Here is a 12450-nt window from a genome sequence, read left to right as displayed (position 1 = left end):
TTCATTGAGTACATGCCTGTTCAGGGTCTGCGGGCGGTTACCGTAGATAGCACGCCTTCCGCTTCCGGTCCTGGAAGCGAGAGGTGGAGGGCTCCAGCTTTCGAAAGGGCGTTCATGCAGCGGGCACCCATCAACAAACTTCTGAATGGGCGGGGCACGTCTCTTGCCAGCCAGTTCTTGGTGCTCCAGCTTGCGATTGTTTTCGCAGTGCTTATTGGTGTCTTGGCGATCTCTCTGGCCCAGTCAGCAGAGACGGTTGAAAGGGTGGAGGCAAGGCGCGCGCTCGCCGCTGCCGAAACGCTGGCGGCCCTTCCAGCTGTCCGGTCGTTGTTGCCGGCAGCTGAACCTCGAATGGGAGCAGCCCTTCCGGCTGCGGCTGAGTCGGTGCGCTCTATTTCCGAATCCCAGTACGCAATCTTGACCAAGCCCGACGGAACAGTCCTTACATCCCAGGATCCAGGGCAGTTGGGGTCGCCTCTTGAGCTGGGGGAAAGCGATGTCCGCGATGGGAGATCCTGGACGGGATTGGTCAAGCTCGGTGGCACTACATCCGTCGCGGCTCATGTACCGGTGCTGGACGAAAGGGGGGAGATAGTGGGTATCGCAGTTATTGGACGACGGTACCCTTCCCTTCTGGACCGGTTGGGGCAAGCAACTCCAGGCCTGATCACGTATCTGGGCGTTGCGAGCATCGTCGGCCTGGCCGGTTCGCTGCTGCTAGCCAGGCGCGTCAAGCGTCAGACACTCGGTATGGAGCCGGATGAGATAACAGGGCTGGTCGAACATCGGGAGGCCATCCTCTACGGAGTGAAGGAAGGCATCGTCGCCCTCGATCGCGATCACCGGATAACTCTCGCCAACGACGCTGCCAGAAGGCTTCTCCATCTACCGGCAGACTGCATCGGCCGCAACGTGGACAAGCTTGACATTCCACCCGACCTCCGGGTGATGCTCACTCAGGATCAATCAAGGCCGGACCAACTGGTTCTGGTCGAGGGAAGGATGGTTGCCTGCAATACGCTCCCTATTAGGACTCAATCCCGTGTGATCGGTTCTGTAACCACTCTTCGTGACCGTACTGAGCTCTCGAATCTTGAGGACGAACTTGGGGCGACGCGCATGATTACGAATACGCTGAGGGCGCAGACCCACGAATTCGCCAACAACCTCCATACCATTTCCGGTCTGATACAGCTGGGTGAGTATGACGAGGTGATCCGTTTCGTTGAGGGCGTCCGCCACAGTCGGACACGATTGCACGACGACGTCACTTCCGCCATCAAGGACCCGGCGGTGGCAGCGCTATTCATAGCGAAGGCAAGTCTTGCCACAGAGCGAGGCGTCAGTCTGAAGCTTTCGGAGGAGTCCTCCCTGTCCAAGATGGAGGAGGAACTGTCTCGGGACGTCAATACGGTCATGGGCAATCTCATCGACAACGCGATGGACGCGGCTGGCGCACTCGAGGGCCCGGTTGTGGAGGTCCTGATGGTGGAGGAGGCCGATCACATCTCCGTGACGGTACAGGATTCAGGGCCGGGGGTGCCCGCCGAACTCAGCGAGTCCATCTTCAGCCCCGGTTTCTCTACCAAAACATCGTCGCTGGAGCCCCTGAGAGATCGCGGGTTCGGGTTGGCGCTGGTGCGCCTCGTCTGTCGGAAACGCGGCGGGGACGTGCAACTCTACAATGACGGCGGCGCTGTCTTCGTCGCGACCCTGGGAAGGTAGGCCTCCGCATATGATCAAAGTGCTCATCATCGATGATGACTTTCTGGTAGCGAAGGTCCACGCCGGCTTCATCAAAAGAATCGCCGGCTTTGAGGTGGTCGGCGTAGCACATACGGGGAGTCAGGCTCTCATCAAGGTACGGCAGGAGCCTCCGGACCTGGTTCTCCTGGACATTCATCTGCCGGACATCAACGGCCTTGACCTGCTTCTGCAGTTGCGTGCAGCCTATCCGGAGCTGGATGTAATAGTTATCAGTGCAGCGCGTGAGGCGGAGACCGTGCGGAGGGCATTGCGGGGAGGCATTGTTCACTACCTCATCAAGCCCTTTTCCGACCATGAGCTGCTTGAGCGGCTGCAACATTACCAACTGACGTATCAGAGCCTCGACGAGATGAAGAAGGAGGCCGAACAGGCTGATGTCAACCGAATCTTCGGGGTCAGGCAACAGGGCCACCCCCTTCCGAAAGGGTGCAGCGCAGAGACGCTCCACCTCGTGGAAGGCCTTCTGCAACGGGTTGGCGCGGATCTGTCGGCGGCGGAAACAGCTGAAGCGCTCGGTACCTCGCGAGTCAGCGCCAGGCGATACCTCGAGTATTTAAGTGAGGAAGGAAGGGTCGTGGTACAGCTGCGCTATGGGGGCGTCGGGCGTCCTGAGCGACGATACCAATGGCGGTCCTCCCGTGCTTGACGTCATGCGGAAACGGTAGGGAACCGGCAGCAGCATGGACAGTGTGGAGCTTCTTCTTGAGGATTCCGTGGAGGAACGTCTCCGCGCAGACTGGGCCACCCTCCTGGAGGCCAACCTGCCCTCGCAGGCACGGCATGCTGCTGAATCCAACCGCCCGCACATCACCCTGTTGGCAGCGCCGGCAATCCCGGCCGATGCGGACGAGGTGCTCGCCGGCATTGCGCACTCACTACCCTTACCCATGGCCGTGGCGGGCCTGGTGATCTTCCGGACGGGACGGGGGCACGTTCTGGCGCGCCTCGGCGTCGTCAGTGCGGCGCTGATGCGCTTCCACCGGGAAGTCCACCAGGCGCTTGGTGACGTCCCACACATCGCCCCCAACTGCCTGCCCGATCGCTGGGTACCGCACATCACGCTCGCCCGCGGGCTCAGCGGGGAGCAGATCAGCAGGGCGCTCGACCTGTTGCCGGCGGAACATGGCCGTGTGGCGGTTACTTCACTGAGGCGGTGGAACAGCCGTGACAGAACGACGACGGCGCTCACCTCACGCTAGCAACGCTGTAACGCCAATCAGTGCGGGCACCGAAAGTGCCGAAGTAAGCACCACCACGTCGCGTGCCAGCGGGATACCCCGCTTGTAACGGCTCGCGAACAGGAAGGTGTTCTGCGCCGTTGGGAGCGTGGCCATCACGACGGCGCCGAACAGCTGGTCGCCTTCCAAGCCGAACGCGAATCGGGCCAACAGATAGGTGATCAGGGGCATGAGCAGCGTCTTGATCAGCGTTGCGACGATCACCTCAGTGCGCACGTCCCGGGCCCCCAGGGGACGACTGCCCCGCAAGGACATCCCGAAGGCAAGCAGAACCAGCGGAACAGCGGCGCCGCCAAGCAGGACCAGCGGCTCGTACACCGGCTCGGGAATTTCGACGCCGGTCAGCGCTACGAGCACACCTAGCAGGGAAGCGATGATCATTGGGTTCCGCACCGGCTGTGTGGCAATACGCGTGAACGATGCCTTCCCACCGGAGGCGATGTCCAGGAATCCTAGGTAGAAGGGAACGAGGAGGAGCAGCTGCACCAGGAGAACGGGCGCCACCGGTGTTGCATCCCCCAGCGCATAAACGGCTAGCGGGATACCGATGTTGTTGGCATTGACGAAAGAGCTCGTCATTGCTCCGACTGCCGTTTCCGCAGCTCGACGCCGGAACCAGATCCGGCTCAGCAAAACATAGACGAGGGCGGAGGACACCGCGGCCAGTAGCGCGATCGGTGCGAAGGCGGAGAAAACCGCCTCCAAATCCGACGTCGCGAGGATGGTGAACAGCAGGGCCGGGTTGGTGATGAAGAACGCCGTACGGCTAAGGACGCTGCCTGCGTCCCGGCCCGCAAGTTCAAAGCGACCGGCCAGATACCCCACAAAGATGACGGCGCCCACGATGGCAAAGCCGATCAATACCCCTGCCATCGAGGGACCCCGTCCTTCCGGGCGCTGCGCCCTGTCTTAGCTGAGGTGGTCCACCAGGGTGTCCGCGATGCCCGTGTAGCTCGCGGGAGTCAAAGCGAGCAGGCGCTCCTGCGCTTCGTTTGACAGCCCCAATCCGAGCACGAATTCCCGCATCCGGGCTGCATCTACCCTGTGGCCGCGCGTGAGGTCCTTCAGCCTTTCGTACGGATCCTCCATGCCGGGTGTGCCGGCGATCGCCTCTGCCCGCATGACCATCTGGATCGCCTCGCCCAGCACTTCCCAGTTCGCGTCGAGGTCCTCGGCAAGCACCGACTCTGCAACATTAAGTCGCTCCAGGCCTTTCGACACATTGGAGATGGCCAGCAGCGAGTGCCCGAAGGCCACACCGATGTTGCGCTGCGAGGAGGAGTCGGTGAGGTCGCGCTGCCAGCGGGAGGTCACCAGAGTGGCGGCGAGGACATCCAGGAGCGAACACGAGATCTCGAGGTTTGCTTCGGCATTCTCGAAGCGGATGGGGTTCACCTTGTGCGGCATGGTGGAGGAACCGGTGGCCCCCGCCACCGGAATCTGGGCGAAGTAGCCGATCGAGATGTAGCTCCAGACGTCCGTGCAGAAGTTGTGCAGGATCCGGTTGAAACGGGCTACATCGGCGTACAGTTCCGCCTGCCAGTCGTGTGACTCGATCTGGGTGGTCAGGGGATTCCAGGTCAGGCCCAGACCCTCCACAAAGTCGCGTGCAATTCCTTGCCAGTCAGCACCCGGTACCGAGGCCACATGGGCGGCGAATGTTCCGGTGGCGCCGTTGATTTTCCCGAGGTACTCCGTGCGGCGGATCCGCTCCAACTGGCGGCTCAGCCGATGCGCTACGACGGCGAGTTCCTTCCCAAGGGTGGTTGGGGTTGCCGGCTGGCCGTGAGTCCTCGAGAGCATCGGAACGGAACGGCTTTCTTCCGCCATGGTCTTCACCTGGTCAACGAGTGCCGATGCTGCCGGGAGCCAGATATTCTCAACGGCGCCCTTGACCCCGAGCGCGTAGGACAGGTTGTTGATGTCTTCGGACGTGCAGCCGAAGTGTACGAGCGCCTTCAGGTGACTGATGCCGATTGCCTCGAGGCGGCTACCGATGAAGTACTCCACGGCTTTGACGTCATGAACGGTGACCCGCTCGATCTCGGCAAGTTCGCTGACTGCGGTTCCGTCGAATGAGGTGACGATCTCGCGAAGGGCGGCTTCCTGTTCAGCGGTGAGCGGTGCCGTCCCCGGAAGAACGTTATTGCGCGTCAGATGAATGAACCATTCCACTTCCACGTGGACGCGGTCACGGTTGAGCGCCGCCTCCGACAGGTAGTCGACCAGGGGAGCAACTGCCGGGCGGTACCTTCCGTCCAGCGGTCCCAGGGCGATGGGGACCTGGTTTTCACCCTGGTGGAACAGAACGGACGCAAGGTTTACCCGGGAAGAAGGTGTGTGTGGCATAGGACCAATCATTCCACGGCCGCCACCCATTCCTACTTGCATGACCTTCCGCTCAGGGTCTCGATCCGCAGAGGGTTTTGCACATAGCAAGGGATGCGTGCGCCTCACCGGATGCTGGGACCTAGCGTTTCAAGGGAAACAAAAACCAGTGGAAGAGGTTGGGACATGTACTCCCGGGTGCCGGCGGCCCTGACTGAAGGGCAGGAATCCCTTGACTTGGTAGCTGGCTTCGCAAGGCAGCTGCACATGCACTCAGAAGCCATCGACGCGGTGCGGAACAGGCTTCGGGGGGCTGAGTACCTGGACTGGCAGTCCCCCGCTGGGCGCAACTTCTCCGGCTATCTTGCAGAACGGGGGGCGATGCTGGCGGCAACAGCAGCGGCGTTGAGGGAAGCAGCCTTATCGGTGGAAGCCTATGGAGGCGCTCTTGCTCAAGCCGAGAATCAGCGGGCGCTCGGCTGATGGGCTGGCAGCAGGATCTGGCGCCCGTTCTCACTCCGGTGGACGTGCCGGGAATCGCCTCCATCACCGGAGGCGCAGGCGGAATCCGATTCCAGTGGGAGGAGCTGGACAAGGGAGCGCACATCGTCGATGAAGCTGCTGCGGAACTGAGGCGAATCGAGGGCAGCGTCTCCCTGATAGATGCACAGTTGGGCTCGCTTCAGACAACATTGAATGGGGCGTTTCCGGCATTCCCGGGAATCGCGGCATCTTCGGGGGTCGCTGCACTCGAGGGACTCGGTGCAGTACGGCAGCGCATAGCCCAGGACAGCTCCGAACTTGTTGGCGTCGCGGACAAGATCCGGCTGAGCCGTTTCGGATATGAGCTGACGGAAGCGCTTGTATCTGAGGTTGTGGGTCGTGCCCGCAGCAGCCAGGAACTCTCGTTGCCCTTCATCTCGCCGCCGCTTTCCTTGCAGCACACGAGGACAGAGGAGACGGAGCTGGACGGCACGGTGGACAATCTGCTGGAACAGGCGGCACACGCCGGTGCTGAACCGGGAGCAGCACTGGAGGTGATCGAGGTGAACCGGGAAACGGGGGCGTCCTATGTAGTCGTGATTCCAGGTACAGAGGACACAAGTTGGGAGAATCCATTCAGCCCCGTGGGAATCGGCGAGGCCGCGCTGGGACAGAGCGAGCATGTCAACGACGCGGCGGTTCGTGCGCTCGAACAGGTGGGCGCCGAGCAGGGCGCCAACGTCATCCTGCTGGGATACAGCCAGGGCGGGATGCATGCCATGAACCTGGCCAACAGCGGTCCTCTTCAGGAGAAGTACTCCGTTGAGATGGTCGTGACGGCGGGGTCACCCGTAAGCCTTGAAGCAACCGCGGAGGAAACGCTCTACCTCCACCTTGCCCATGAGGAAGATGCCATCCCAAACCTCGATCCTCGACCTGCTCAGGACCGCACAAATCAGGTTTCCGTTGTTCTCGACCACAACGTTGAACCGCCGGTAGGAGAGCAGCCCCTTCTGGGTGCTTCCCACCGTTTGGGCAGCTACCAGGAAGGGGCTCGGGCAGTCGATGCCAGTGACCATCCCTCATTGGTGCCTATCACGTCCGCACTGGGTTCCGCTGTGGCCGGCGCATCCGCAAAACGCCACGTCTTCGAGGTGACCCGTCCACCCCTTATCGGCTCAGGACATCCTGGCGGGCAGCAGAGCCCCGGAGTCCCACAGGGCCCGGGCTCCCCGCAGGCCCCGGGGCCGAGATCTGCGCCGAGGGCGAAGACTAACGCTTCGTTCCTGTGACCGCTCCGACAACCATGGAAACCAGGCTGATGATGATCGCGCCCAGGATCGCGGTCCAGAAGAAGTCGTTCACGGTGAAGCCGATCGGAGTGAAGGACGTGAGCCAGGAGGTCAGCATCAGCATGGCCGCGTTGATGATGATCGTGAAGAGGCCCAGCGTCAGGATGGTGAGGGGAAGGGAAAGCAACGAGACGATCGGGCGGACCAGTGCGTTGACAAGGCCGAATATGAGGCCAACAAAACTGTAGGAAAGCACGTTCCCCACGGCGTCATTGCCGGAAGCCTCCACCGCGGCCTCCGAGCCGATCTCAATTCCCGGCAACAGCCAGGAAGCAACCCACAGGGCAACTGCATTGATTCCAACCCTCACAATGAACCGAAGCATGTCAACATGCTCGCACAATCCCGCCGGTAGGAGCCCAGCGGTTCAGCATCACGTTGAAGCCCGGTGCCGGCGCTTCGCCAGTACGCTTGAGCCCATGAGTGCACCGGACAAGCCCATCAACATTGCGGACGAAACTGCTGGGGACATTGCAGGCAACGAAGCCGTCGGCATCCACCCGCGCAGTGTCCTGGGACGCCTGCCGCGTTACGCCGCCGGGAAGCCGCCTGTAGTGATTGAGGGGCTTAGGAGCTACAAGCTCTCCTCTAACGAGAATCCGCTTCCCCCGCTGCCTGCAGTGCTTGAAGCAATCGGGAACCAGACTGCGGTCAACCGGTACCCTGACCCTCTCACCACAGCACTGCGAGGGGAGCTGGGCGCTTTCCTGGGCGTTCCTCCCGAGGACATTGTCACCGGGGCAGGTAGCCTGGGCGCCCTGAACCAGATCCTCGCTGCCTTCGCGGGGCAGAACGACTATGACGCGCCGGACGAAGTAATCTACCCTTGGCGCTCCTTCGAGGCGTACCCCATCTGCGTTGGACTGGCCGGCGCAATGGGCGTACAGATTCCGCTCTTGCCCGACTCTGCACACGATCTTGACGCAATGGCGGATGCGATCACTGAACGTACCCGCGTAATCCTCCTGTGCACGCCGAACAACCCGACCGGACCGGCCCTGACAGACGATCAGGTCCGCGGCTTCCTTGAGCGCGTTCCGTCTCATGTGGTGGTGGTGCTTGATGAGGCATATGTCGAATTCGTCCGGAAGCCCGGGGCGGTTGACGGGATTCAGCTCTATCGGGACTACCCCAACCTCGTGGTGCTGAGGACCTTTTCGAAGGCGCACGGACTTGCCGGCCTTCGGGTGGGTTATTCAATCTCACAGCCGGCACTTACCCAGCACCTCAGGGTCAGCGCCACTCCTTTTGCCGTCTCGCAGATCGCCGAACACGCGGCCATCACCTCGTTAAGGCACATCGAGGAGGTCCGGGAGCGGGTTCAGGCCATCGTCGACGAACGTACCCGGGTAGTCGAAGCGCTCCGCGGATGCGGCTGGGAGGTTCCGGAGGCCGAGGGGAACTTCATCTGGCTGGAACTCGGCGACACCACTCCTGAATTCGCCGCGCTCGCCGATCAGCAGGCGCTTTCGGTGCGCGCGTTCGGGGTGGAGGGCATCCGGGTCAGCATCGGAGAACCAGAGGCGAACTCACGCTTTATCGCGCTATGCAGGGCGTTCGTGGAGGAGCACGGGGCCCCTGGAACCCCGAAGAACTAGGTGCGGGGCAGCGTCCTCGCTACTCTTTAACGAGGCGCATGCACCTTAGTGCATGGAGGCGCCCTGTTTATGCTTCATTCGGAATATTACCTGTGAGGGACCAGAGTATGGGAACACCGCGCCTTCCGGCCGCCGAGTTTGACGCCGAGGAGCAGTCCGATGCGCGCCATCTACCGGATTTCGCGCGGGATCCTTCCGGGATGGTGCAGATGCTCACGGCGGACGGTGAGCTCCGGCAGTCAGACTTCGGCGGGTTCGCTCCGGCGGAGGATGAGCTTGCCGCGCTCTACCGCGATATGTACCTGATCCGTCGGTTCGATCAGGAAGCAACAGCCCTCCAGCGGCAGGGGGAGTTGGCGCTCTGGGTGCCGATGCGTGGCCAGGAGGCAGCCCAAATCGGGTCCGGTAGAGCTATGCTCCCGCAGGACTATGCGTTTCCCACCTACCGGGAGCACGGCGTCGCGGTTACCCGCGGTGTGGCGCATTCGGATCTCCTGAAGCTTTTCAGGGGCACCACGAACGGAGGATGGAACCCCAAGGATTCCAACTTCCACCTCTACACGCTTGTCCTTGCGGCACAGTGCCTGCACGCGGTTGGGTACGCGATGGGCATGCAGCGGGACCAGCGCGCCGAGGAGGCCCTTCCCAAAGCCGCAACCATGGCGTACTTCGGTGACGGTGCCAGTTCGGAAGGCGACGTTCACGAGTCCATGGTGTTCGCGGCGTCGTTCCATGCGCCCGTTGTGTTCTTCTGTCAGAACAACCACTGGGCCATTTCGGTTCCAACGGAAGTCCAGTCGCGGGTTCCGCTGGCCCACCGTGCACACGGGTACGGCTTCCCCGGCATCCGCGTGGACGGTAATGACGTGCTCGCAGTCCAAGCGGTCACGCGGTGGGCCCTCGAACGGGCGCGGAATGGTGGCGGGCCGGTCCTCATCGAGGCCTTCACCTACAGGATGAGCGCGCACACAACGGCTGATGACCCCACCAAGTACCGGCTTGCCGCCGATGAGGAGCAGTGGGTGTCGCGCGATCCGTTGACGCGCGTGGAGCGGCGGTTGCGCAATTCAGGCGTTGGGGAGGACTTTTTCGAGAGCCTGGAGCAGGAGGCAGTCGAGCTCGCGGCAGGTCTTCGCGCCGCCGTGCTTTCCATGGAAGCGCCAGGGCTCGAGCACCGCTTCGCGACCACGTACGCGGAAGCGCACCCGCTCCTTCAGGAGGAGCTACAGGCCTGGAAGGACTACGAGGCAGGTTTCGAGACGCAGGCAGGGGCGCACTAATGGCCGTCATGACCATTGCCAAGGCAATCAACGAAGGCCTGCGGGCCGCCCTCAATGCCCACCCCACCGCGCTGCTCATGGGTGAGGACATCGGCGACCTCGGCGGTGTCTACCGCGTCACGGAAGGGCTGAAGGCAGAGTTCGGGGCGGACCGTGTCGTTGACACGCCGCTTGCGGAATCGGGGATCATCGGGACGGCGATCGGCCTGGCCTTGCGCGGCTACCGCCCCATCTGCGAGATCCAGTTCGACGGGTTCGTCTTCCCGGCGTTCAACCAGATCACCACCCAGTTGGCCAAAATCCATGCACGCAGCGACGGACTCCTCACAGCGCCTGTTGTCATTCGCATCCCCTACGGCGGGGGAATCGGCAGCGTGGAGCACCATTCGGAGTCGCCTGAAGCGCTCTTCGCCCACACCGCCGGCCTGCGCATCATCACGCCGTCCAACCCCCACGACGCCTACTGGATGATCCAGCAGGCCGTCACGTGCGCCGATCCGGTCATCGTCTTTGAGCCGAAGCGCCGCTACTGGCTGAAGGGAGAGGTTGACGATGCAGCCGTTCCGTCGAGCCCCTTCCAGGCCGAAGTGCTGCGTGAGGGAAGCGACGCCACCATCGTGGCGTATGGTCCGCTGGTTCCGGTTGCGCTCGCTGCCGCCAATGCAGCGGCCGACGACGGCGCAAGCGTTGAAGTCATCGACCTGCGGTCCATTTCGCCCATCGATTTCGACACGGTCACCCGGTCGGTAGTGAAAACCGGGCGGCTGATTGTGGCGCACGAGGCTCCGACGTTCGGCGGAATCGGCGGCGAGATCGCCTCCCGCGTGACCGAGCGGGCTTTCCTGTCGCTGGAAGCGCCCGTGGCTCGCGTGGGCGGTTTCCATCTGCCTTATCCCACGGCGCGGACGGAGGAGCATTACCTTCCGGACATCGACCGCATCCTGCACTCCCTCGATACGGTGCTGGCCTACTAGAAGGACTCCCATGACGCTGAACACCTTCAACCTTCCCGACGTCGGCGAGGGCCTTACCGAGGCCGAAATCGTTCGGTGGCAGGTCCAGCCGGGCGCCACGGTCAAGGTCAACGACATAATCGTGGAGATCGAAACCGCCAAGTCGCTGGTGGAACTGCCCTCGCCCTATGCGGGGACAGTCGCCGAACTGCTCGTCCAAGAGGGCGAGACCGTGGAGGTGGGAACACCCATCATTTCGGTGTCCGACAACGCCGCCGATGCCTCCGGAAATACTGTCGACAATCCGCCGTCGGACGATCACATCCCCGGAGAACTGGTGACCCCGCCGCCGGCGGACGCTTCGCCGTCGTCAGCTGGAGAGAGCGCACCGCTCGTGGGCACCGGCCCGAAAGCCGACGCCGCCCGGCGCCGTCCTCGCAAGGACCGCGGACTCCGCATCCCCGCCGTGCCCTCCGCCGCCACCCCAACGACGACGGCGCCCGCCCCGTTGGCTGGGAAAGTCGCCGAAGTGCCGGCCCCCGGCACCCCCGCGCCAGCGTCCGGGCCGGCACGACGCGCCCTGGCGAAGCCCCCGGTCCGCAAGGCCGCCCGTGACCTCGGCATTGACCTGGCGGACGTTCCGGCCACCGGCGTCTCCGGGGAGGTCACCAAGCAGGACCTCCTGAGCTACCAGGCACAGCGTGACGCGGAGAAGGACCAGGCCCCCGGTTTCTGGGGTTCGCCGGCCCGCCCGCAGGAGGAGCGGATCGAGCGCATCCCGGTGAAGGGTGTGCGCAAGGCTACCGCCCGCGCGATGGTCGAGAGCGCGTTCACGGCTCCACACGTCAGCATCTTCGTTGACGTGGATGCCTCGCGCACCATGGAGTTCGTGAAGCGCCTGAAGACGTCGCGGGACTTCGAGGGCATCCGGGTTTCGCCACTCCTGATTCTGGCCAAGGCGGTCATCTGGGCGGCGGCTCGCAACCCGTCGGTCAATGCCACGTGGACCGACCAGGAGATCCTGGTGAAGCACTTCATGAACCTGGGTATTGCCGCCGCTACGCCGCGGGGCCTCATGGTGCCGAACATCAAGGATGCCCAGGACCTTTCCCTGCGGGAGCTTGCTTTGGCGCTCAACGAGCTTGCAACGCGGGCCCGCGCCGGGAAGACGCAGCCCGCTGAGATGCAGGGCGGCACCCTGACCATCACCAATATCGGTGCATTGGGAATCGATACCGGAACGCCCATCATCAATCCGGGCGAAGTGGCGATCGTGGCGTTCGGCACGATCAAGCAGAAGCCGTGGGTGCTCGACGGCGAGGTCATTCCGCGCTGGATCACCACCCTTGGTGGGTCCTTCGACCACCGCGTGGTCGACGGCGACCTCAGTGCCCGCTTCATGGCTGATGTCGCCTCGATCCTTGAGGAGCCGGCACTCCTCCTGGACTGAT

General features: G+C 63.0%; 12 protein-coding genes. 9 read left to right on the top strand and 3 right to left on the bottom strand.

The window, feature by feature from the left end; all coding sequences use genetic code 11:
* Positions 1-114: 114 nt before the first annotated feature.
* From GC088_RS14950 to GC088_RS14940, 3 genes are read left to right on the top strand one after another with little or no spacing between them, the layout of a single operon-like run.
* Positions 115-1725 carry a sensor histidine kinase gene (locus tag GC088_RS14950; protein WP_323962104.1) on the top strand — a complete coding sequence of 537 codons (1611 nt, stop codon included), beginning with the start codon at positions 115-117 and terminating at the stop codon, positions 1723-1725.
* 10 nt (positions 1726-1735) lie between these two features.
* On the top strand, positions 1736-2413 hold the full coding sequence (locus GC088_RS14945; protein WP_323959790.1) for a response regulator: 678 nt from the start codon (positions 1736-1738) through the stop codon (positions 2411-2413).
* Positions 2414-2456: 43 nt separating this feature from the next.
* Positions 2457-2966 carry a 2'-5' RNA ligase family protein gene (locus GC088_RS14940; protein ID WP_323959789.1) on the top strand — a complete coding sequence of 170 codons (510 nt, stop codon included), beginning with the start codon at positions 2457-2459 and terminating at the stop codon, positions 2964-2966.
* Here GC088_RS14940 and GC088_RS14935 read toward each other — a convergent pair.
* Complete coding sequence (locus GC088_RS14935; protein ID WP_323959788.1) at positions 2958-3878, bottom strand: AEC family transporter; 921 nt, start codon at positions 3876-3878, stop codon at positions 2958-2960. The two genes, GC088_RS14940 and GC088_RS14935, sit on opposite strands and share 9 nt — an antisense overlap.
* A 36-nt stretch (positions 3879-3914) precedes the next feature.
* Complete coding sequence (gene purB, locus GC088_RS14930; RefSeq protein WP_323959787.1) at positions 3915-5354, bottom strand: adenylosuccinate lyase; 1440 nt, start codon at positions 5352-5354, stop codon at positions 3915-3917.
* Positions 5355-5600: 246 nt separating this feature from the next.
* Here purB and GC088_RS14925 point away from each other — a divergent pair, with 246 nt between their 5' ends.
* A complete protein-coding gene (locus GC088_RS14925; RefSeq protein WP_323959786.1) occupies positions 5601-5816 on the top strand; it encodes a hypothetical protein in 216 nt (71 codons plus the stop codon).
* Positions 5816-7108, top strand: coding sequence for a hypothetical protein (locus GC088_RS14920; protein ID WP_323959785.1), 1293 nt, complete (start codon positions 5816-5818; stop codon positions 7106-7108). Before GC088_RS14925 ends, GC088_RS14920 begins: the two co-directional genes overlap by 1 nt.
* Here GC088_RS14920 and GC088_RS14915 read toward each other — a convergent pair.
* Positions 7089-7493 carry a phage holin family protein gene (locus GC088_RS14915; protein ID WP_323959784.1) on the bottom strand — a complete coding sequence of 135 codons (405 nt, stop codon included), beginning with the start codon at positions 7491-7493 and terminating at the stop codon, positions 7089-7091. The genes GC088_RS14920 and GC088_RS14915 overlap by 20 nt on opposite strands.
* 94 nt (positions 7494-7587) lie before the next feature.
* Between GC088_RS14915 and GC088_RS14910 the strand changes: the two genes are divergently transcribed.
* The 4 genes from GC088_RS14910 (at position 7588) to GC088_RS14895 (ending at position 12449) form a co-directional block, all read left to right on the top strand.
* Positions 7588-8766, top strand: coding sequence for a histidinol-phosphate transaminase (locus GC088_RS14910; RefSeq protein ID WP_323959783.1), 1179 nt, complete (start codon positions 7588-7590; stop codon positions 8764-8766).
* Positions 8767-8873: 107 nt separating this feature from the next.
* Positions 8874-10046, top strand: a complete 1173-nt coding sequence (gene pdhA, locus GC088_RS14905) for a pyruvate dehydrogenase (acetyl-transferring) E1 component subunit alpha (protein WP_323959782.1) — start codon at positions 8874-8876, stop codon at positions 10044-10046.
* A complete protein-coding gene (locus tag GC088_RS14900; RefSeq protein ID WP_323959781.1) occupies positions 10046-11020 on the top strand; it encodes an alpha-ketoacid dehydrogenase subunit beta in 975 nt (324 codons plus the stop codon). Before pdhA ends, GC088_RS14900 begins: the two co-directional genes overlap by 1 nt.
* Positions 11021-11030: 10 nt before the next feature.
* On the top strand, positions 11031-12449 hold the full coding sequence (locus tag GC088_RS14895) for a dihydrolipoamide acetyltransferase family protein (protein ID WP_323959780.1): 1419 nt from the start codon (positions 11031-11033) through the stop codon (positions 12447-12449).
* Position 12450 lies beyond the last annotated feature (1 nt).

The sequence above is a fragment of the Arthrobacter sp. JZ12 genome, assembly GCF_035189165.1.
Taxonomy (GTDB): domain Bacteria; phylum Actinomycetota; class Actinomycetes; order Actinomycetales; family Micrococcaceae; genus Arthrobacter_D.
The sequence above is the reverse complement of the archived record's forward strand: the minus strand, read 5'-3'. Positions and strand labels throughout refer to the sequence as shown.

What these genes read in the sequence shown, in the direction of transcription:
- GC088_RS14950 (WP_323962104.1), top strand. Translation starts at nt 115, where the DNA reads ATGCAGCGGGCACCCATCAACAAACTTCTGAATGGGCGGGGCACGTCT.
- GC088_RS14945 (WP_323959790.1), top strand. Translation starts at nt 1,736, where the DNA reads ATGATCAAAGTGCTCATCATCGATGATGACTTTCTGGTAGCGAAGGTC.
- GC088_RS14935 (WP_323959788.1), bottom strand. Translation starts at nt 3,878, where the DNA reads ATGGCAGGGGTATTGATCGGCTTTGCCATCGTGGGCGCCGTCATCTTT.
- purB (WP_323959787.1), bottom strand. Translation starts at nt 5,354, where the DNA reads ATGCCACACACACCTTCTTCCCGGGTAAACCTTGCGTCCGTTCTGTTC.
- GC088_RS14925 (WP_323959786.1), top strand. Translation starts at nt 5,601, where the DNA reads ATGCACTCAGAAGCCATCGACGCGGTGCGGAACAGGCTTCGGGGGGCT.
- GC088_RS14920 (WP_323959785.1), top strand. Translation starts at nt 5,816, where the DNA reads ATGGGCTGGCAGCAGGATCTGGCGCCCGTTCTCACTCCGGTGGACGTG.
- GC088_RS14915 (WP_323959784.1), bottom strand. Translation starts at nt 7,493, where the DNA reads ATGCTTCGGTTCATTGTGAGGGTTGGAATCAATGCAGTTGCCCTGTGG.
- GC088_RS14910 (WP_323959783.1), top strand. Translation starts at nt 7,588, where the DNA reads ATGAGTGCACCGGACAAGCCCATCAACATTGCGGACGAAACTGCTGGG.
- pdhA (WP_323959782.1), top strand. Translation starts at nt 8,874, where the DNA reads ATGGGAACACCGCGCCTTCCGGCCGCCGAGTTTGACGCCGAGGAGCAG.
- GC088_RS14900 (WP_323959781.1), top strand. Translation starts at nt 10,046, where the DNA reads ATGGCCGTCATGACCATTGCCAAGGCAATCAACGAAGGCCTGCGGGCC.
- GC088_RS14895 (WP_323959780.1), top strand. Translation starts at nt 11,031, where the DNA reads ATGACGCTGAACACCTTCAACCTTCCCGACGTCGGCGAGGGCCTTACC.